The 21,455-nt window shown below is 46.4% G+C and carries 18 protein-coding genes; 9 read left to right on the forward strand and 9 right to left on the reverse strand.

Annotation, left to right across the window (positions count from 1 at the left end):
- Positions 1 to 7 precede the first annotated feature (7 nt).
- From BHV83_RS19060 to BHV83_RS19075, 4 genes are all read left to right on the forward strand, one after another.
- Complete coding sequence (locus BHV83_RS19060; RefSeq protein ID WP_005638975.1) at positions 8 to 1,009, forward strand: GRP family sugar transporter; 1,002 nt, start codon at positions 8 to 10, stop codon at positions 1,007 to 1,009.
- Positions 1,010 to 1,158: 149 nt separating this feature from the next.
- Positions 1,159 to 1,917 carry a hypothetical protein gene (locus tag BHV83_RS19065; RefSeq protein ID WP_119215738.1) on the forward strand — a complete coding sequence of 253 codons (759 nt, stop codon included), beginning with the start codon at positions 1,159 to 1,161 and terminating at the stop codon, positions 1,915 to 1,917.
- The gene (locus BHV83_RS19070) at positions 1,889 to 2,272 is read left to right on the forward strand and encodes a GtrA family protein (protein WP_005638982.1); all 384 of its coding nucleotides are present in this window, start codon (positions 1,889 to 1,891) and stop codon (positions 2,270 to 2,272) included. Before BHV83_RS19065 ends, BHV83_RS19070 begins: the two co-directional genes overlap by 29 nt.
- 6 nt (positions 2,273 to 2,278) lie before the next feature.
- On the forward strand, positions 2,279 to 3,211 hold the full coding sequence (locus BHV83_RS19075) for a glycosyltransferase family 2 protein (RefSeq protein WP_005650082.1): 933 nt from the start codon (positions 2,279 to 2,281) through the stop codon (positions 3,209 to 3,211).
- Between the two features lie 11 nt (positions 3,212 to 3,222).
- Here BHV83_RS19075 and BHV83_RS19080 read toward each other — a convergent pair whose 3' ends face one another.
- The 3 genes from BHV83_RS19080 to BHV83_RS19090 all read right to left on the reverse strand — a co-directional run bounded on the left by BHV83_RS19080 (position 3,223) and on the right by BHV83_RS19090 (position 5,669).
- Positions 3,223 to 3,624, reverse strand: coding sequence for a pyridoxamine 5'-phosphate oxidase family protein (locus tag BHV83_RS19080; protein WP_005638985.1), 402 nt, complete (start codon positions 3,622 to 3,624; stop codon positions 3,223 to 3,225).
- Positions 3,625 to 3,698: 74 nt separating this feature from the next.
- Positions 3,699 to 4,511: a helix-turn-helix domain-containing protein gene (locus BHV83_RS19085; protein ID WP_022321759.1), complete on the reverse strand. Its 813-nt coding sequence runs from the start codon at positions 4,509 to 4,511 to the stop codon at positions 3,699 to 3,701.
- Between the two features lie 12 nt (positions 4,512 to 4,523).
- Positions 4,524 to 5,669 carry a glycerate kinase family protein gene (locus tag BHV83_RS19090; protein ID WP_022321758.1) on the reverse strand — a complete coding sequence of 382 codons (1,146 nt, stop codon included), beginning with the start codon at positions 5,667 to 5,669 and terminating at the stop codon, positions 4,524 to 4,526.
- A gap of 172 nt (positions 5,670 to 5,841) precedes the next feature.
- Between BHV83_RS19090 and gnd the strand changes: the two genes are divergently transcribed.
- The 3 genes from gnd (at position 5,842) to pgl (ending at position 9,691) form a co-directional block, all read left to right on the forward strand.
- Positions 5,842 to 7,335, forward strand: a complete 1,494-nt coding sequence (gene gnd, locus BHV83_RS19095; RefSeq protein ID WP_286757903.1) for a decarboxylating NADP(+)-dependent phosphogluconate dehydrogenase — start codon at positions 5,842 to 5,844, stop codon at positions 7,333 to 7,335.
- Positions 7,336 to 7,504: 169 nt separating this feature from the next.
- Entirely contained in the window at positions 7,505 to 8,974 is a 1,470-nt protein-coding gene (gene zwf / locus BHV83_RS19100; protein ID WP_122205911.1) for a glucose-6-phosphate dehydrogenase, read from the forward strand.
- Between the two features lie 15 nt (positions 8,975 to 8,989).
- Positions 8,990 to 9,691 (forward strand): 6-phosphogluconolactonase, encoded by a 702-nt coding sequence (gene pgl, locus BHV83_RS19105; RefSeq protein ID WP_122205910.1) that lies wholly within the window; start codon positions 8,990 to 8,992, stop codon positions 9,689 to 9,691.
- An 82-nt stretch (positions 9,692 to 9,773) separates the two neighbouring features.
- Here pgl and BHV83_RS19110 read toward each other — a convergent pair whose 3' ends face one another.
- The 6 genes from BHV83_RS19110 to BHV83_RS19135 form a co-directional block, all read right to left on the reverse strand.
- Complete coding sequence (locus BHV83_RS19110; protein ID WP_005638997.1) at positions 9,774 to 10,682, reverse strand: DUF368 domain-containing protein; 909 nt, start codon at positions 10,680 to 10,682, stop codon at positions 9,774 to 9,776.
- Between the two features lie 2 nt (positions 10,683 to 10,684).
- A complete protein-coding gene (locus BHV83_RS19115) occupies positions 10,685 to 12,127 on the reverse strand; it encodes a tetratricopeptide repeat protein (RefSeq protein WP_005638999.1) in 1,443 nt (480 codons plus the stop codon).
- A gap of 78 nt (positions 12,128 to 12,205) precedes the next feature.
- Complete coding sequence (locus tag BHV83_RS19120; protein WP_122205900.1) at positions 12,206 to 13,948, reverse strand: glutamine--tRNA ligase/YqeY domain fusion protein; 1,743 nt, start codon at positions 13,946 to 13,948, stop codon at positions 12,206 to 12,208.
- 397 nt (positions 13,949 to 14,345) lie between these two features.
- Positions 14,346 to 15,599, reverse strand: coding sequence for an Nramp family divalent metal transporter (locus BHV83_RS19125; RefSeq protein ID WP_122205899.1), 1,254 nt, complete (start codon positions 15,597 to 15,599; stop codon positions 14,346 to 14,348).
- Between the two features lie 174 nt (positions 15,600 to 15,773).
- A complete protein-coding gene (locus BHV83_RS19130; protein ID WP_005639008.1) occupies positions 15,774 to 17,093 on the reverse strand; it encodes a sensor histidine kinase in 1,320 nt (439 codons plus the stop codon).
- Complete coding sequence (locus BHV83_RS19135) at positions 17,093 to 18,448, reverse strand: sigma-54-dependent transcriptional regulator (protein WP_005650076.1); 1,356 nt, start codon at positions 18,446 to 18,448, stop codon at positions 17,093 to 17,095. Before BHV83_RS19135 ends, BHV83_RS19130 begins: the two co-directional genes overlap by 1 nt.
- Before the next feature lie 332 nt (positions 18,449 to 18,780).
- Here BHV83_RS19135 and BHV83_RS19140 point away from each other — a divergent pair, with 332 nt between their 5' ends.
- Together BHV83_RS19140 and BHV83_RS19145 are read left to right on the forward strand one after the other, a co-directional pair.
- Positions 18,781 to 20,115 carry a TolC family protein gene (locus BHV83_RS19140; protein WP_122205898.1) on the forward strand — a complete coding sequence of 445 codons (1,335 nt, stop codon included), beginning with the start codon at positions 18,781 to 18,783 and terminating at the stop codon, positions 20,113 to 20,115.
- 35 nt (positions 20,116 to 20,150) lie between these two features.
- The gene (locus BHV83_RS19145; RefSeq protein ID WP_005639016.1) at positions 20,151 to 21,401 is read left to right on the forward strand and encodes an efflux RND transporter periplasmic adaptor subunit; all 1,251 of its coding nucleotides are present in this window, start codon (positions 20,151 to 20,153) and stop codon (positions 21,399 to 21,401) included.
- Positions 21,402 to 21,455: the final 54 nt, after the last annotated feature.

Genomic DNA, 21,455 nt, shown 5'->3' on the forward strand with positions numbered 1-21,455 from the left:
GGAAGTTATGTTTATAGTACAAGATTATTCGTTGGCGATCCTGTTTTGTGTTGTCACAATGCTTTGTTGGGGATCGTGGGGAAATACACAGAAGCTGGCCTCGAAGACTTGGCGGTATGAGTTCTTTTATTGGGATTATGTGATTGGAGTGTTGCTCTTTTCCGTTTTTTCCGCTTTTACGTTGGGCAGCTTTGGCTCTGAGGGGCAGGGGTTTCTGCTTAATTTGCCACAAGCTGATATGAGATCGTTAGGGAGCGCTTTCCTGGGGGGCATTATTTTTAATGCAGCCAATATCCTATTATCGGCAGCTATTGCAATTTGCGGCCTGTCGGTAGCTTTTCCGGTCGGAATCGGGCTGGCGTTGGTATTAGGCGTATTAGTCAATTATTTCGGAGCGGCTAAAGGAGAACCTTTGTATATCTTTATTGGCGTAGCTCTGATCGCAGTTGCTATCCTGCTGAACGGTCTGGCCTATAAGAAAGCATTGGTCGGTTCGAAAAAAGTGTCGGGAAAAGGTCTTTTTATTTCTGTCGCAGCAGGTGTGATCATGGCTTTCTTCTACCGTTTTGTTGCGGCTTCGATGGATCTGGATAATTTTGCAGAGCCCGCATTGGGCAAGCTGACACCTTATACCGCTGTGTTTATCTTCTCTTTAGGCGTGTTTGTTAGTAATTTCCTGTTTAATACGATCGCTATGAAACGTCCGGTGGAAGGTGAACCAGTTTCTATCTCCGGTTATTTCAAGGGGAATACCAAGACACACTTGGTGGGTATATTAGGAGGCGTTATCTGGTGTATCGGGCAGTCTTTTAGTATGATCGCTTCTGAAAAGGCCGGAGCTGCCATTTCGTACGGTTTGGGGCAGGGGGCGACGCTTGTATCCGCACTTTGGGGGATTCTGATATGGCATGAATTCAGAAGAGCTCCACGTTCTTCGGATTTTCTGAATGCCGGAATGTTCGTCCTGTTTGTGATTGGCCTGGGCTTCCTTATTTATGCAGGGGCGTGAGTCGGAGTCTAAAACAAGAACGGTTCCGGGGAAGTTGCAATAATTTTGGTGCGTTTTATCCCAGCTATAAGTTATTTATCGCGAAAAAGCCTTACATTTGTCTTAGTTTCTTGTTTATTGGATATGTACAAAACTAAAAAGCAGGCTTTATGAAAGAGGATAATGATATTTTCAAGAAGTTCCGGGACTCTTTTAGTAAGATTGACGGACATTTCCATATATTAGAACAGCGTGTACCCGTAGAACGGCAGATGGAATATTTTAAATACTCGGAAAAGATCAGGAAAGATCAGGATAAGCCGGATATCTCGAAAATGGATTTTTCGGTTTTCGAGGATAGTCTGGATGATCCCGAATCGACTGTGGAACATAAGAAGTATGTATTGTCTATGCTCGCGACCTCACGACAGGTAAAAGCATACAGGATATTGGAAGAATATGCCCAGGCTCCGGATCCGGATGTGGCAGACTGGGCATATATGGCTTTGATGGAAAGCCGTATCGCTCTGGAATCCGAACTGTCGGACGAGAAGCAGATTTATATCTCTACCGGTTTGGGAGGAAAAGGGGAGAAGTTGCGTTTTTATGTGCTGATCCTGGCGAATGAGCTGAAACCGTTCTTGGAGTATCAGAAGAAAGTGATTGAACGTGAATTCCCCTATTCCTTGGAAAAGGCGGGTTGCGAAATCGAGCGGTTGACAATAGGTGAAAAATGTATGGAGCTGGTTTTCCTGATCCCTGTCCGGGCAGATATCAAGCAGGCGCTGGACAAGGTGATCAACGAATGTAACCAGTATGGAAACTTTCTTTCGCAGGTCTTCACGATCACGAATGTGAAGGAGTTGTCGGCCGAGGAAGTGGAAGAGATTATAAAAAAGAATGGAGGAAACAGTCAAGCAAGCCATTAAATATGGTATAGTGGGAGTGAGTAATACGGTGATAACCGCCGTTGTCATCTGGATCATGATGAAGTTGTTCGGATGTTCGGATGTTGTTTCGAATATGGTCGGTTATGTAGCAGGCGTATTGAATAGTTTTATATGGAATAAGCAATGGACATTCCGAAGTTCGGCTGGATGGATCGGCAGTGCCGTCCGTTTCGGTGTCGTGTTCGGAGTGTGTTATCTGTTGCAATTGGGGCTTTTAGTGTATGTCCTGAATCCATACCTGTCGATCGACCCATATTATAACCAATTGATAGCAATGGCTTTTTACACGGTGATTAATTTTATCATGAATAAGTTTTATACGTTTAAAGCTTAAATGCAGATGAAGAAACTTGCGGTCATAGTCCCTTGTTATAACGAGGAGTTGGTCATTGCCGAATCATACCGGCGTACACGGGAGGCGTTGCATAAGCTCCCTGTTTTAACGGAAATTATCTATATCAACGACGGCAGTAGAGACCGGACGCGTCTGATGCTGGACGAGATCGCGGCTTCCGATCCGCAGGTGAAGGTGATCCATTTCTCCCGTAACTTCGGACATCAGCCGGCTGTCACGGCAGGTATCAACAATTGCGATGCCGACTTGGCTGTCATTCTGGATGCCGATATGCAGGACCCTCCCGAACTTATCCCATCCATTCTCGAATTGCAGGAAAAGGAGCAGGCGAACGTGGTTTATTGCGTCCGCAAGTCCCGCGAAGGGGAAGGGCTTTTCAAGAAAGTGACGGCGAAGGCTTTTTACCGTATGCTGAACTACATGAGTGATGTGAATTTCCCGTTAGATACAGGCGATTTCCGCTTGATAGACCGCAAGGTGATGGATCAGTTCGACCGTTTTCAGGAGCGTGGAAAATATATTCGCGGACTGATCAGCTGGGTAGGCTTCAAGCAGGTTCCTTTCTATTATGAACGAGAGGCACGTATTGCCGGAGAAACGAAATACCCGTTCAGCAAAATGTGGAAGTTTGCCACCACCGCTATGCTTTATTTCTCCAAGAAACCGTTGCGCCTGGCGACAAGCTTGGGCTTTATCGCCGTATTGGTCGGCATCGTGCTGGCCGTCTGGTTTACCTTAGGCAAGATATACGGCTTCAGCAATGCTGAAACAGGTTGGACTTCCATCATGACCTCCGTTATTTTCTTTGGCGGCGTCCAATTGCTGACAGTCGGTGTGTTAGGGCAATATATCGGCATCTTGTTTGACGAGATCAAAGCACGTCCGGAATATATTATCGATGAGAAGAAGAATTTCTAATCTGAATCTGGCTATTCGTGAATAAATACCCCATCGATCCAGATCGTAGCCTTTTGCCCTTTGAATTTGAGCAGGACATAATTCGGATCAGCCGGTCCTAACGGGAAGTGTGCGATAAACCATTCCTGCCAGAGCTCCTTTTTTATTTCAGCATCGGTAATTACCTCTACCTCTCCGGTTAATGCCACGCTATTGCCATTTTCGCTATAGCATAAGCCTGCTTTGGGATTCAGACGGAAATCTTTCGTTTTCAGAGAGTCGTTGCCGGTTGCCATCCAGACCACGGAATATCCTTCCGATTTGATTTTGCTCATGGGGACAGGGCGGGGATACCCTTCTTCGTTGACGGAAGTAATAACCACAACCTCGCAACGTTGCAATAACTGTTCTGCTTTTTCTTTCATAAGTTTCATATTTCAATGCTTTATTAGTTACGTGCAAATGTAGGGGTGGAACTGCCCTGCTCTATTGTAAAAAAACGACTTTTTCATTCCAGGTAAGTCAGCAAGACATCTTCGGGGATAGGGATCGAGAGGAAAGAAGCCGGTGTATTGCCGGATAACTGCCGGATTTCCTTATTGAAGTGGGAGAGGTCGTAATAGCCCGCTTCAACGGCAATCGTAAGCAGGTTGTCCGGTACGCAATTTTTCAGCAGGTCGATGGTGTTTCTGAATTTCATGATCCGGCTGTATTCTTTTGGAGTATAGCCGGTATATGCTTTGAATTTGCGTTCGAAATGACGTTGGCAAATGCAGATTTCATCCGTCAATTGCAGGATCGGGAGACGCCCTTTCGAGCGATTGATCTGCTGCACGGCGAACGGAATCTGAGGATCAATCTCATAGTTGTCTTTCAGGCGGTGGATAAGGAACCGTTCGATCAGGCAAATCTGCTGCTGTAAAGTCTGTGCTTCACATAATGATTCGGCAAACGAGTCCGTAAAGAGAAGCGTCAAGTCGTTGCTGCTTATCCTCTGGTTCGTAAATTCAGAGAGAGGCGGTTTGCAGAAAGCGGTTAACCCGCAAGGATGGAAACGGACTCCCAGCATGTGAACGCTCGGCGTGTTCGTGACCAATTCCGAGAAAGTAGTCATCGGACCGACGAAGAAGCAACGATAGGGTTGCATGACCGGCTGGTTCGTGCCGACACATTGTGCAGTGTCTCCAATGGAAAAGATAAAGTCGCAGCAACCGTCCGGCAATATTTTGAAGTACGTGCCGAGTTCGGTTTTTCCTTTGAATACCCAATATTTATCAATGTAGGCCGACAATAGTCCGCAAGGTTGATATTCGGTGTACATATTTTTCTTGTTTTAGCGCGTGGCGAACGGGTGGATTACCGAACAAATCTGAGTCACCAGCCTGCGGATATTTTCTCTCGCAAATTCCGGTTCCATCGCTTTCTCCATTGTGACTGGACCGGGTGTGATCGAGAATATTCCCTGGAAGCCGGCCCGGTTCATTTGAGCTGCATCTTCTATGCTTCCTGCAAGTACTATGACGGGAATATTTTGTTTCCGGGCCTCTTCCAAGATACCGGAAGGCACTTTCCCCATCACTGTTTGCCGATCAGCCCGTCCTTCACCGGTAAAGATCAGGTCGGCTCCTGTTATTCTCTTACCGAAGTCCAGCACGTCGAGCATCAGGCGGATACCCGGTTTCAACTCGGCATTCAGGAACGCAAGGAAACCTCCGCCCATTCCTCCGGCTGCCCCGGCTCCGGGGATATCCGAAATGTCTTTGCCAGTAGTCGACAGGATAACCCGTGAAAGTGCCTGCATACCGGTATCCAGTTCTTTGACCATCTTGGTATCGGCTCCCTTTTGCGAAGCGAAGACGTAAGCCGCCCCGTCAGACCCGCAGAAGGGATTGCGTACATCGCAGGCAATCGTGAAGCGGGCCTCCTTTAAAGCCGGATGTACGGCAGATGTATCGATGGAGGCTACCTGCGACATGATCCTGCCTCCTGTCCCCAACAGATTTCCCCGCTTGTCCAGGAAACGAAACCCTAAGGCTTGCAGCATACCTAACCCTGCATCGTTGGTGGCACTGCCGCCTATGCCCACGATAAAATGGCGGCAACCTTGTTCGAGGGCGTCGAGAATCAGTTCTCCCGTCCCGTAAGTAGTCGTCAGCATCGGATTCCTTTTGTCTTCGGGAACCAAAGGCAAGCCGCTGACGGCTGCCATCTCGATCAGAGCTGTTTGCCCGTCGCCCGAAATACCGTACCGTCCCTGCACGAGCTCCATCAAAGGACCGTGTGCCGGCAGGGTCCGGTATTTCCCTTTTGTTGCGGAGGTGAGTATGTCTAACATTCCTTCGCCTCCGTCGGCGATCGGAAACAGCAAGGTCTCGCAATCGGGAAAGATCGTTTTGATACCTTCCATTACTGCACTTCCGGCTTCTTCCGAGGTCAGGCAGCCTTTAAAAGAGTCGATGGCTATTATTGCTTTATTCATTTTATCCGTCTTATAATGCTTCAGATGGTTTGTGAGTTCAAATGTATCTAAAGTTTATGAGAAATGACGGATTTCCAGAGAGAAGACAAAGCAATAAATAGATGCTCATTGGGAACAATTAGGTTAAAAAGAATGTTCCTTAAATAGAATTCAACATAAAAACAACTGAAATATGAAAGCAAATATAGGATTGATCGGGCTCGCCGTGATGGGCGAGAACCTGGCGCTCAACATGGAAAGCAAAGGCTTCACGGTTGCCGTATATAACCGGAGCATACCCGGCGAAGAGGGAGTCGTAGACCGTTTTATCAATGGCCGGGGCAAAAGCAAACGTTTTATCGGAACGCATTCGATCGAACAATTGGTCGACTCGGTGAAAAGTCCTCATATCATCATGATGATGGTCAAAGCGGGGCGTCCTGTAGACGAGCTGATCTCGCAATTGCTCCCTTTCCTTTCGTCGGGCGATGTAATTATCGACGGAGGCAATTCTGACTTCCACGACACGGAACGTCGTGTGAAGGAGTTGGAAAAGAAAGGGATCTATTTCGTCGGAACCGGAATTTCGGGAGGCGAGGAAGGAGCCTTGCACGGCCCGTCTGTGATGCCCGGAGGTTCGGTGGAAGCTTGGCCGCTGGTGAAAGACATCTTGCAGGGAATTTCCGCCAAGTTGGACGATGGTTCGCCTTGCTGCGAGTGGATCGGAGCGGGGGGAGCCGGCCATTTTGTGAAGATGGTGCACAACGGCATCGAATATGGGGATATGCAGCTTATTTCCGAAGCCTATTCGCTGTTGAAAAACCGGAAAGGATTGGACAACGATGCGATGGCCGTCGTCTTTGACGAATGGAACGGAGGAGAATTGGATAGTTTCCTGATCGAGATAACCGCCAATATTCTGCGTTTTCGTGACGAAGACGGAAAACCGTTGCTCGACAAGATATTGGATGTCGCCGGACAGAAGGGAACCGGCAAATGGAGCGCGATTGCAGCGATGGACGAGAATGATCCGCTGACGTTGATCACCGAAGCGGTTTACGCCCGCTTGCTCTCGGCCTTGTATCCCGAACGAATAAAGGCGGCAAGCCTTTATAGTGGAAAGTTGAAAGTTGAAAGTGGAAAGTTATCAGACAACGCTCAACTTTCAACTTTCAACTTTCAACTTTCAATTGAAGACGTCCGTCAGGCACTATACGCAGCCAAGCTGATTTCCTATGCACAGGGATTCTCCTTGCTTCGCCACGCTTCCGAGCATTATGGTTGGGATTTGGATTACGGGACGATTGCCCGCATCTGGCGTAAGGGGTGTATCATCCGTTCCGTCTTCCTGCAAAAGATCACGGAGGCATACCGGAAGGACCCGGACTTGGAAAACCTGCTCTTTGATGACTTTTTCCACACTAAGATACAGGAGGCTCTTCCTGCCTGGCGCCGGATTGTCGCCGAAGGTGCGCTGAGCGGTGTCGCCCTGCCTGCCATGAGTTCAGCTCTAAACTATTTTGATGGGTTGCGCACGCTGTATTCGGCAGCGAATATGATTCAGGCTCAACGCGACTATTTCGGCGCTCATACTTATGAACGTTCCGATCGCGAACGTGGTCATTTCTTCCACACCAATTGGACTGGGGAAGGAGGCAATACGGTTTCGGGCACGTATAGCGTCTGATTCTACTGTTTTGGAACTTTCCGAAAACCTCAAAAATAGTTTTTGAAGCTTTCGTAGAGTTCCGCCATCCTCAAAAATGTTTTTTGAGGCTTTCAGAAAGTTCTGCCACCCTCAAAAATGTTTTTTGAGGCTTCCGGAAAGTTCTGACATCATTAAATTAAAAAAGCAAATGAAAACAGCAAGTAATCAATTATTAGTCATATTCGGAGCTTCCGGCGACCTGACGGGGCGGAAGCTCTTGCCCTCGCTCTACGAATTGCACATTCGGGGCTTATTGCCGGAACGTTTCTGCATCTTGGGGGCGGCCCGTACGGAATATACGGATGACGAGTACCGCGCTTTCGAAAAGGTGCATATCCGGGAATCCCTGAAGAACAAGGAGGTGGACGATGTTGAACTGGACAGTTTCCTCCGCCGTGTTTTTTACCTTGCGTTCGATTCGACTAATTCCGCCGGATACCATAAACTGAAAGATCGTATCCATCAGTTACGGCAAGAGCAGCAGTTGCCGGACAAGATCATCTATTATCTTGCCACGCCGCCGGTGATGTACGAGTTGATCCCGACCTGCCTGAAAGAAAACGGGATGAATGTTGCCGGAAGCGAGGACGGTTGGCGCCGCGTGATCGTGGAGAAGCCTTTCGGAACGAGCCTCGAATCGGCCGAACGTCTGAACAAGCATCTCATCCATATCTTCGATGAGAAGGAAATTTACCGTATAGACCATTATCTGGGGAAAGAGACGGTGCAGAACATCCTGGTTCTCCGTTTCTCCAACGGCATATTCGAACCGTTGTGGAACCGTAATTACATCGACTCGATCGAGATCAGTGCCTCGGAAACACTTGGCGTGGAGAATCGCGGGAAATATTATGACGGGGCGGGGGCTTTGCGCGACATGATCCAGAACCATCTGATGCAACTGATGGCATTTACGGCGATGGAGTCGCCTTCGGTGTTCGACCCGGAGCCGATCCGTGACGAGATCGTGAAGGTGTTCCGCGCTTTGCGTCCGTATAAGACGCATGATATGGACAACCTGATTGTGCGTGGCCAGTACGACGGCTACCGGGAAGAGAAGAATGTGGCGCCTGACTCCACTACGGAGACGTACGTCGCTATGAAAATGTTTATCGATAACTGGCGCTGGAGCGATGTACCGTTCTATATCTTTACTGGGAAGAAATTACCGGAAAAGAGTTCGGAGATCGTCGTGAACTTCAAGTCTACTCCTCACCAGCTTTTCGTCGGACAATGTTCGGGAGGTTCCTGCAACAAACTGATTATCCGTATCCAGCCGGACGAGAGCATCACGCTGAAGTTCGGCCTGAAGATGCCGGGAGCCGGTTTCACGGTGAAGCAGGTAGGTATGGATTTTCGCTATGATTCGCTTTCGAAGAACTATCTGCCCGATGCCTATGAACGCCTGTTGCTCGATGCCATGTTGGGCGATTCGACTTTGTATGCCCGTAGCGACGCTTTGGAGGCAAGCTGGCGGCTGATCGACCCGATCCTCCATCATTGGAAGGAGGAGGGTGCGAAGAACCTGTTCTTCTACGCCCCCGGTGAAGACGGCCCGATCGAAAAGGCCAAGTTGGGGATGACACCGAAGGATTGCCCTTGTCAAAGTTGTCAATGATAAAAAAGGATGATTATGATCATAGAGAATTTTAAAGATGATAAAGAGGCCCTCCGGGCAATGACCGGAGAGCTTATCCGGTATATGGACCGGAAAGATGACGGCCTGCCTTTCAACCTCGCTTTGTCGGGAGGAGGGACGGCACAGAAGATGTTCGCTCTTTGGGTGGATGAATATAAGGATAAGATCGACTGGGATGCGATCCGTTTCTTTTGGGTCGATGAACGATGTGTTCCGCCAACTGACCCGGACAGTAATTATGGACATGCAAACGAGCTTTTGTTCAAGCCGCTGCATATACCCGTCGGTCATGTGCACCGCATTCATGGAGAAGTGGAACCTGGTACGGAAGCGATGCGTTATTCGCGTGTCGTGAAAGAGTATCTGCCCCGGCACGGGCAATTGCCCTATTTTGATTGCATCATCTTGGGTATCGGAGGTGATGCGCATACTGCGTCCATTTTTCCGGATACCTTGCCGCTGTTGACGGACAGCCGTAATTACGCCGTTTCCCAACATCCCGAATCCCATCAGTTCCGTATCACGATGACCGGCCCGCTGATCCTGAACGATTCGCCGTTGCTGGTCCCGGTCTTGGGGACGGGAAAGAAAGAGATGCTCGAAGAGCTGAAAAAAGGCTATTCGGCAACCCATCCTACGCCTGCCGCCTATATCCTTACTCATGCGGTAGAGGCGTTTGTATACACGACTTTATGATAAGGTGGGGTGGAGTGAGAATAAAAAAGAGGTTCAACTGCAAAAAATGATGCTGCTGAACCTCTTTTTTTGTTGTAATTTATTATTTCGATGTTTTCATCGAGAGCTTTTCCAAGAAGTAAACGATGGCGTAGCCTAAAACCATCAGGCCGACAGCTTCCCAAACAAGTTGATTCGGCATGATGTTGGCTTCGACTAAAGGCTTTACAATGCCGTGGCTGTCCGTATAAGTCTCGATCGTTTCCTTCCAGGGCCAAACCTTGTTTAGCGAACCGAGCATAAAACCGGCCAATACGGAGATCGTAATGTCGTGGAACCGGCGGAGAGCGAACGAAAGCACACGGGAGAAACTGGTGATACCGATTGCCGCACCGCAGATAAACACTAACATTACGGGAATATTGAATGTCTTTACCGCCTCCATGATATAAAAATATTTGCCTAACAGCACTAAAATGAAACTACCCGATATACCCGGCAGGATCATGGCACAGATGGCTATCGCTCCGCAAAGGAAGATAAAGAACAGGTTGGAAGGTGTCTCGGCTGGTGTCGCAACCGTTATGTAGAATGCAATAACGATCCCGATGATATAACTCAGGATCGTTTTCCAATCCCATTTCTTGATATCTTTGGAAACGAACCAGGTGGAAGCAAGTACCAATCCGAAGAAGAAGGACCAGACCAGAATAGGGTGGTCTGTCAACAGCCAGGTAATGATTTTTGCCAATGAGAAGATACTGATCCCGATCCCTGCAATGATGGATAGCAGGAAGTTGGCATTGATTGCTTTCCAGAATGCCGCGATTTTTCCGGTAAAAAGCAGTTTGAGACTGGCTCCGTTAATGCTTTTGATCGAGTCGATCAACTCTTCATAGATTCCGACAATGAAGGCGATGGTCCCGCCTGATACGCCAGGCACGACGTCTGCCGCACCCATACCCATGCCTTTTAGAACTAAGAGGCCGTAGTCTTTTAGATTTCTTTTCATGTTTAATTATTATTATCCTTATTCTTGAGGAATTCTTTCACCAGGTCTTCCGGTGGAATATGTTTGCTGCCGATACGCTCGATTATCCCTTCATAACTGAGCCCGGCATTTTTTAGATAATCGAGCAATTCTTCGGGAGATGTCTGCCTGTAGTGCTCACCGAAATGTTTCATATCTCCTTTTGCCAGATATGCCATTGCCATATGAAGATGCATATAAGGCATTTCCGGACTGCCTTCCAACACTTTCTTATAGTATTGTAAGGCTTTGTCAATATCTCCTTTCATAAACAAATATTGGCCGGCACGGTATAAGCTCTCGAAGTCTTCTTGCTGCTTGTCTTCCACTTGGTCGAGGGCGGTGAAAAGGCGTTCAGTTGCTTCCATAGCCTTGTGTTCGTCTCCGTTTTCCAGATATGTAAGGGCCAGTAAGGAAAGGATGCGGATATTCTTCGGGAATAGCCTGGACGCTTGCATCAGGGCATCAGAGGCTTCTTTGTCACGTCCTGTTTCGACACAACATCGGATATAATTGATATAAATGCTTGAATCTTTCAGCTGACGGTTCTGTCTTAGTAGCTCTTTCAGCAAAACATAAGCCTTTTCGTAGTTCTCCAGCTTAATGTAGCATTCGGCAAGCAGGGGAGTGATGCGAATGTGGATATCGTCGGTCGTTGCAATATCATTATATACCTCGATTGCCTTCTCGTAATTTTCGTTCATGTACAGGCAATAGGCCTTCAGAATCTTCAACTCTTCGTTCGAATCGTCGCATGTGAGGGCAAAGTCGAATGCTTCGATCGCTTTCTCATAGTCTCCGCTGATGGAATAGAGGCGACCCAAAGTGAACCAGTAGTCGTTGGAGTAGGGGTTCTTGTCGATCAGTTCGTTACAGACCTCGATCGCTCTTTTTATATCGCCCTCTATTTCTAAATTATAGCAAAGCTCGTCTTTCAGGATCAGGTTGTCCGGGAAAAGCATAAGTCCGCGATTGATGAAATCGTGTGCTTCCTTAGTCATTTCCACATCCCCTAAGATTGGTGCGATATATTCGAATAGTGTTTCTAAATACTCGCATTTGTTGGCGATGAGTTTTTCTACATGTCCGATTACTTTGTCATACGAATCTTGCATGACGTAACATTCGAGACGCAGCATGTCGAGATCTTGATTGTCGGTTTCAGCTATTGATTCGATCAGAGCGAGCGCACTGTCATAGTCCTCGTTGTAGACATACGACTTGCATTGCCTGATCTGCAAATCGGGATTACCGGGATGAAGCCGTAGCCCTAGAGCCAGGACTTCATCATAGTAAGTATAATCATCAGATTCTTCAAAACTGTCCAACAGTTCATCGATTTCATCGGCATCAAAATAGGCGTCCTTACCTTCCTGGTGGCCGGTCAGATAACGTTGTAACAGGCGTGAAATATCTTTTTTCTTCATACTATATAATTGTTAATCAATGTGCCAATATGCCAATGCAATTGCATTCTTCCATTGGCACATTATCCCATTGGGATATTATTTATCTTTTACCTTGCTCCATGTATCTTTCAAGGATACTGTGCGGTTGAAGACTAATTTATCGACTGTAGAATCTTTATCTACATTGAAATAGCCGATACGCTGGAACTGTAGGTAGTCGAGCGGTTTGGAGTCTGCCAAGAACTTTTCGACATAACAATTTGTCAATACTTTCAAGGAGTTCGGGTTGATGATCTCTTTCATTGCTTCTAAAGGCGAGCAGTTTTTTGCTTCGCGGATAGCCGCCATCTCGTCGCGCGGGTTTTCCACTTTCCACAGGCGGTCGTATAGACGGACTTCTGCCGGCAGACAGTGTGCACAACTCAACCAATGGAGCGTACCTTTTACTTTCCGGTTGCTGTCCGGCATTCCGCTCTTGGTGTTCGGGTCGTATTCGCAATAGATTTCCGTAATCTCGCCGTTCTCGTCTTTCTTGCAGCCTGTACATTTTACGATATAAGCGTTTTTCAAGCGAACTTCCTGGCCGGGAGTCATACGGAAAAATTTCTTCGGAGCATCTTCCATAAAGTCTTCCCGTTCGATCCACAGCTCGCGGCTGAATTCGATCGTATGGCTACCTGCCGACAGATCTTCCGGATTGTTGATCGCCTCCATCTCTTCCACTTGCCCTTCCGGATAATTGGTGATAATGAGTTTAACCGGGTTCAACACGGCCGATACACGGGTTGCACGAGTATTGAGGTCTTCGCGGACGGCACTTTCCAGTAGCGCAAATTCATTCAGCGCATCATAAGTGGTATAGCCGATCTTGTCGATGAACTTATGAATTGCTTCCGGTGAATAACCGCGACGGCGGAAACCGCAGATTGTCGGCATACGGGGATCGTCCCAGTCGTGTACCAAGCCTTCTTTTACAAGGATCAGCAGGTTGCGTTTGCTCATCAGCGTGTAACTTAGGTTCAGTTTATTGAACTCCGTCTGACGCGGACGGTTGTCGTTCAGATCCTTGCCCTCTTTCAACCAGTCGATGAACAGATCGTACAACGGACGATGCACGACAAATTCAAGTGTACACAACGAGTGAGTGACACCTTCGAAGAAGTCGCTCTGTCCGTGTGCGAAATCGTACATCGGGTATGCTTTCCACTTGTCGCCCGTACGGTGGTGCGGAGTCTTGACGATACGGTAGATGATCGGGTCGCGGAAGTGCATGTTCGGATTTGCCATGTCGATCTTGGCACGCAATACCATCGAACCTTCTTCCAACTCGCCGCTGTTCATCTTGTGGAACAGCTCCAGGTTCTCTTCGATCGGGCGGTCACGGTAGGGACTGTTTGTTCCCGGTTGTGTCGGTGTCCCCTTCTGGGAGGCGATCTGTTCGGAAGTCTGCTCGTCGATGTATGCTTTTCCCTCCTTGATCAACTGGATAGCGAAGTCCCAGAGTTGCTGGAAGTAGTCGGATGCGTAATATATGTTATTCCAGTGGTAACCCAACCATTCGATGTCTTCTTTGATGGCGTCCACATATTCCAGATCTTCTTTTACCGGATTGGTATCGTCGAAGCGTAGGTTGCAAACACCTCCATATTTTTGTGCAATGCCGAAATCCAGACAGATGGCTTTGGCATGTCCGATATGCAGGTATCCGTTTGGTTCGGGCGGGAAGCGTGTTTGCACACGTCCCTTGTTTTTGCCTTCCGCCAAATCTTTTTCCACCATTGCTTCAATGAAGTTCAAGCTCTTTTTACCTTCTTCTTCGTTTGTTTTGATATCGCTCATCTTTGTAGTTAATTTGTCTATTCAAAGTTTGCAAAGATAGTGAAATAAAGGCCGGAATGCAACTGTTTTGCAACTTTTCTTTTGTCCTGTTTTTTCAGAAGGGAAGAGCTCTCGCACGCATTTCTCTTTTCGAACGAAGTGAGAGAGATTTACTTTTCTTTACTTTACTTTTCTTTGTGTACTTAAATGCCGTTTTGGGGGAGTTTTTTCCGACAAAACCCGAGTTTTGGAGAAATTTATTATTTGACTTATTGTTGTTTTTGATGGTTGAAAAAGCACTTGTTTTTGTCTGTATTGATATCTGAATACACTTGCATGAAACAGTAATTACACTTGCATGGAATTACAAATGCACTTGCATGGATTTCCTCGCTGTCTTTAGGTTAGGGTTATTGTATTAAATCAGGCTTATCAGAAGCGCAATGTTTAAGAAGGTTACAAGTGCTCCTAAAGTGACTAAAATGATCGTTGTGGATCGTGAATTCACAAATTTGCCCATCACTTTTTTACTGGATGTCAGGTAAACTTGTGTAAAAACTGTGATTGGTAACTGTATACTTAGCAGCATCTGCGAATAGATCAAGCCTTTGAACGGATCACCCACGACAAATATGATAAGCAGGGCTGGGATGAACGACAACAAGACTCCTAATTTGGAATGGAGGTCTTTGTGGTTATAAGCTTCACCATATAACCCTGCAAAGATGGATGCTCCGGCTATTCCAGAGGTGATTGTGGAGGAAATACCTGCCAGCAGGAGTGCTCCGGCGAATATGATACCTGCATTATTTCCGACCAATGGTACTAATAGCTGTTGTGCCTGGTCCAGTTCGTCTACCGCAATATTCTGTTTGAAGAAGGTTGCTGCTGCCAGTATAATCATGGCAGAGTTGATCGCCCAGCCGATAACCATCGATAACAGTGTATCGTAGAACTCATATTTCAATTGTTTTTTGATCACCGATTCGTCCTCAAGGTTCCATTCGCGGCTCTGTATGACTTCCGAGTGAAGAAACAAATTGTGGGGCATGACAACGGCTCCCAGTACACTCATGATGATTAGCATGGAGTTCTCCGGGAAAGTCGGTTTTATCCATCCTTCGATGGCTGCTTCCCATTGTACGTCTACTAATGCCAGCTCATAGAGAAACGAAAGTCCGATGATTGAGACGAACATGATAATCCAGCGTTCTATTTTGCTGTACGTATTGGTAAGTAACATTCCGAGGCAGACAACCGTCACGATGACTGCGCCTACTTTGATTGGCATTCCGAATAGCATCCGCAGAGCAATGGCACCTCCCAACACCTCGGCAAGCGAGGTCGAAATGCTGGCCAGCATGGCGGAGATCAGGATGGGACGGCTCAGTACGCGTGGCATATATTTGCTGGTTGCCTCCGAAAGGCAAAGTCCAGTCACGATCCCCAAGTGGGCGACATTATGCTGGATGATGATCAGCATGATGGAAGAAAATGTGACAACCCAGAGCAAGGCATAACCGAATTCGGAGCCCGCAGCCAGATTGGTAGCCCAGTTCCCCGGATCGATAAAACCTACGGTAACAAGTAATCCTGGCCCGATATACTTTAACAGGTCCAAAGCGCCGGCACTCGGACGGTGGTTGATTTTGAGTTTGTCTAATATGTTCATATTAATAGTTTATGTTATTGTTGTGCATGATGATTCATCAGTGAACTAACAAATAAGGCAAGCCTACGATATTATACACCGATAAATTCTCATTTACCATCCAAAGATATAAAATATTTAATGGTGGAAATGTTTATGATAATTGATAATTTTTATCGGCTGATTATTTCCCTTTTAGGGGAATGTCAGTACGAATGTTGTCCGTTTGGCGGCCGGTGCGCTCTTCAGGGCGATGCTGCCTCCCGAAAGGCGCATGATCTGACGGGAGATGGATAGTCCGATGCCACTGCCGCCCTCTTTGGTGGTAAAGAATGGAACGAAAATGTGTTCGGCCTCTTCTTGCGGAATAACAGGCCCGTTATTGCTGACTTCAATCAGGACGGCTTCTTCTTCGTTACAATAGGCTTTTACTTCGATTAGACCATCCGCTTGCTCGCAACCGATTGCCTGCATGGCGTTTTTCAGCAGATTCAAGACAACTTGCGAGATCAAATTCTCGTCTGCATAGACGATCAGGTCGGAAGGCTCTACACTGACGTTGATCGTAATGTTGGGAAAATTAGTATGATGTCGAGCCAGCTTTACCATGCGTTCCGCAAATTTCTGGACATAAAATAGAGTGGGCTCCGGCGTCGGAATATGCGTGAATTTACGGTATGACTCCACAAAAGAAATTAGGCTCTTCCCTGTTGTGCTGATTACTTCCAACCCGTTGCGTATCTCGTCATCCGCGTTTTGGTGCAAAGAGAGAAGTGTGTCGCTTAGAGATGTGATAGGAGTGACTGAATTCATGATTTCATGCGTTAAGACGCGTGTCAGGCGAATCCATGAATCGATTTCCTTATCGTCCAGCTCACTATTAATGTCGTTAATTGCTAAAATGCGTACATGTTTGTCCTGTAGTGTCATTTCCGAAACACGGATAGACAGGTGAACGTTGCCACGTTCATTGGTAAAAGATATCTGATGTTTGTCGCCAGGTTGGATGTTTTGTATGACGGTTTTCAGGTTCTCGTCTATACGAGCAAGCTGGCGTACATTCGTAAAGACGGCTAGTCCGAGCAAGCGCAAAGCCTCGTTGTTCGTCTGATAAATCACACCGTTGTCATCGAGCACTATAATACCAGTATTGACGCAGTTCATAATCAGTTCGTAATATTTTTCTTTCTGGGCGGCATCCGCTTTGGCCTGGAAAAGAATCTGCGTGATGCGGTTAAGCGATTCGCTAACCAGTTTGTCGTTCGACGAGCGTCCACGTGTCGCATATCGGAAAGCATAGTCACTGTTGTCTATCGCATCGAACATGAAAGCTACCTTTTGGGCGTTTCGCTTGTCGGACAGCAGGACTAACCTGAGGAAGAAGGACCACACGGATAAGATCGGGACAAACCACACCCATTCCTGCTGGAGAACTAAATAAGTACCGGCTATTGTCAGAAGTATGAAAACAGCAATACGGAGATAGAAATTATGGTAAAGTCCTTTCAACAACATTATAGTTCGTATCGTTTAATCTTGTTGTATAAAGTCTGGCGGGAAATACCTAACTGGCTTGCAACAAGTGACAAATTTCCACTATACTTGTCCATCGCGTTTTTAATCATGTTATATTCCATCTCTTCCAAGGTTGTCGCCTCTTTTGTCACCGGCTTTTTTTTCGCCCGTGGAAAATCGAAATCGTTGCCGTCCAACACACTCCTTTCGGCAATGATGACGGCTTTTTCGATCGTGTGTTCGAGTTCCCGGATATTCCCGAACCAAGGTTGCGCTTTCAGCTTCTCTTTGGCATCCAGGCTGAGACACATGGCTGTTTTTCCATATATCTTGGTATATTTGGAAAGGAATATTTCGGTAAGGGGTACGATGTCTTCCGGTCGTTCTCTGAGTGGCGGTATCTCCACATGAATCGTATTGATACGATAGAGCAGATCCTCGCGAAAATCTCCTTTCTGTACCATTTCCTGTAAGTCACGGTTGGTGGCACAAATCAGGCGAATATTGACCGGGATAGGCGTATTGCTTCCTACACGGACGATGCTACGGCGTTGCAAAGCAGTCAATAATTTGGCTTGCAAATGGTAGGAGAGGTTTCCTATCTCGTCAAGAAACAGTGTACCTTTGTTGGCAACCTCGAATTTCCCCGGACGGTCTGCCCGAGCATCGGTAAATGCACCTTTGACATGTCCAAACAGTTCGCTTTCGAAAAGAGTTTCCGTGATGGCCCCCATATCGACTGGGACCAATGTCTCCTTTTTCCGGTTGGAAAGTAGATGGATCTCGCGGGCAAGCATCTCCTTACCTGTCCCGTTTTCCCCAGTCACCAATATGTTGGCATCCGTCCGGGCTACTTTTTCAATTAGGGAACGAAGTTGCTGCATGGCGTTACTTTCCCCCCAAAACATTCCGCTTTCTTTGGAAACGACGAGTTTGTCTGTGGCGATCGAAATGCCTTTACGGTTTGCCGTCCGGATATTATAGGCCGTTTTCAATGTTTCCAGCAGTTTGGCGTTATCCCAGGGCTTGACCACGAAATCGGCCGCTCCTTCCTTGATTCCCCGTACGGCAAGGTCGATGTCCGCATAGGCCGTGAAAAGAACGACCTGTATCGAAGCATCTTCCTTTTTTATTTCCGAAAGCCAGAACAACCCTTCGTTGCCGGTATTGATACCGGCACTGAAATTCATATCCAGTAAAACCACATCAATATTTTCATCATGCAGTGTGGCTTTTATTTTATTGGGAGTAGAGATCGTGATCACCTTCTCGAAGCAAGTGCCTAACAGCATCTGTACTGCGGTAAGGATTCCTTTGTTGTCGTCAACTACCAGTATAGTGCCTTGTTTTGTCATCTGTTTTTCTTGTATGTCTGCTGCAAAGATAATTTGTTCTGCTGAGTAACTGATAATTTAAAAGAAATTTTGTTGTTTTACTGGTAGTCTTGTTTTTGTCTGCCACTAATTATTAATTAGGGTATATGCCCAACTATCTTTATGCCATTATCGAACTTATCCGAGCAGAATAGAACCCTGCTCGGATGACGGTCATTGTCTAATTCTTTTACAGTATTGTCTAATTTTTTGACACTTGGTAAAAGTACTGAATTTGTTAATATGTTGTGATATAATGTTTTGACTGTTTTGGCACGCTCTTTGCATTTTATCAGGTAGAAAATAATATAGCAATGAAAAGAATTATATTTACAACAGTACTTTCTTTTGCTCTGGCAGCCTCGATAATGGCGCAGAATAAAATATGGAGTTTGGACGATTGCATGCGCTATGCAGTGGAGAACAGTCCGAAGGTAAAGCAGCAGCTTTATACCAATAATACATACAAGGCTGAACATCAGTCCGCCATAGCCTCTTTTTTGCCTTCGATAAGTACACAAGTAGACGCTCAGTACCGATTCGGACGCTCTGTAGACCCGGAAACGAATACCTATGTAAACACTTCCACCTTTAATAACGGTTATGGGGTATACGCTTCTTTGCCGCTTTTCAGAGGTGGGCAGTTGATTAACCAATGGCGGTTGGCAAATGTGAATCGCTATATGGGGAGAAATGATTTGCAGAAGCAGAAAGATGATTTGGCAATCAGCATTATGGATGCGTTTATTACGGTTGTCTATTATCAGGGACTGGTGAAAATGTGTTCTGAAAAGTTGGAAGACAGCCAGCGTCTTTTATACAAAACGCGTCGCCAGGAAGAATTGGGTTTGAAAGGGAAGGCAGACGTTGCCCAGATCGAATCGCAGGTAGCTGGTGACGATTACAATCTGACGCATCAGCAGAACCTTTATAATACGGCGATGATGACCTTAAAGAACGCGATGAACTATCCGTCGGATTTGGCACTTGATGTCGATACGGTTGTTCCTCCCGTACAGGATATGTTGACCGAGGAATCTGTCAGTGCCATTCAAGATTATGCTATGGCAAATAATCCGACTGCTTTGCAGGCCGCTTTTCAATTGAAAGCTAGTAAAATGAATTACTTGATAACAAAAGGAAAATTACTTCCGACTCTTTCCGTCGAAGCTGGAATCAGTACCAGTTATTTTGAAAATCTGAAATCGGAAAACGCTCCCGTTGCTTTTAAAAACCAGTTTAAAAATAACCGTGGGGAATATATTTATTTTAGTTTTAGTTTTCCTTTTTTTGACGGCTTGTCTCGGATTACCAATATGCGCCGTGCCCGCAACAATGTCCGGATTGCTTATGAAAAGCAAACCGAAACACTTCGTCAGTTGCAGAAAGATGTAGAGCAAGCCGTTCTCGATCGGGAGGGATATGCTAAAGAAACGATCCAAATGGAGAAGAAAGTAAAGGCCGATGCTCTGGCTTATCAGATAACCCTACGCAAATTTGAGGAAGGACTGATGAGTCCACTCGATGTGCAGACAAATGCGACGATTTTGTTGAACTCAAAGGCTGATCTTTTACAGAAGCGTTTGCTGTACGTAATGAAGTGCCGTCAGGTTGATTACTATAAAGGACAACCGTTGATTGGAAATTAAAAATTAAGAATTAAAAAATAAAAAAACATACAGTCATGGATATACAATTAGAAAAAAAGAAAGGTTTTCAAAAGAAGCATATTCCTTATGTAGCAGGTGGTGCTTTTTTCTTGATTTTGGTGGGATGGATTGTTTTCGGTGATCACGCTTCGACATTGAAAGTGGATGCCCGCGGTGTCAATATAGGGAATGTAACGAAAGAGCAATTTAACGATTTCGTTCGTGTGAACGGTCAGGTACAGCCCATTACGGTTGTGCAGCTCAGCCCGGAAGAAGGTGGTATCGTGCAGGAAAAAGTAGTGGAAGAAGGGGCACAGGTGAAGAAAGGGGATGTGATTATCCGTCTTTCCAATTCAAATCTCGACTTGCAGATCTTGGATGCTGAGGCACAGTTGGCGGAAAAGCAGAACTTTCTTCGTAATACACAGGTGACGATGGAACAGGACAAATTGAACAATCAATTGGAAAAAGCACAGCTGGATGTCGACATGACACGCTACCGTCGTGCTTATAACCAGCAGAAAAAGTTGTATGAAGAAAACTTGATTGCAAAGGAAGAATTCCTGAAAGCAAAAGAAGATTTTGAGTTGGCAAGTAAGAAATATGACTTGGTTGTGGAACGTTTGCGTCAGGATTCGATCTCCCGTACGATCCAGATGGACGAAATGGAAACTAGTTTGTCTAATATGCGTAAAAATATTGCTTTGGTTCATGAACGCAAGGAACATTTGAATGTCCGCTCGCAGATCGACGGTGAATTGGGATTGTTGGATGTCGTGTTGGGCCAAAATGTTTCGGCCGGACAGAAGATCGGACAAATAAACGATTTGTCGGACTATAAGATCGAAGCTTTGATCGATGAACATTATATCGACCGCGTGAAAAAGGGATTGTCCGCAACGTTCGAACGTCAGGGGTCGGATTTTGAATTGAACGTACGCAAAGTCTATCCGGAAGTGCGAGACGGTAAGTTTCGTACGGATTTCGTCTTTACCGGTGAACGCCCAGATAATATCCGTAGCGGACAGACCTATTACATTAATCTGGAACTTGGACAGCCGACAGAAAGTATCATCATCCCGCGTGGAACCTTTTTTCAGAGCACAGGAGGTAGCTGGATATTCGTTCTTGACAAAGACGGCAAGAAAGCATATCGCCGCAAGATCAAGATTGGTCGCCAGAACCCGCAATATTACGAAGTCATCGATGGCCTTGAAGCGGGTGAAAAGGTAATAGTTTCCAGCTATGAAAGCTATAAGGACAACGAGGTGCTGGTACTTGAATAGTGGTTACCGAATGAACCGATTGTAACCGAACATGAGCGAGAAATCAATGACAAA

It is taken from the genome of Parabacteroides sp. merdae-related_45_40 (assembly GCF_001915675.1).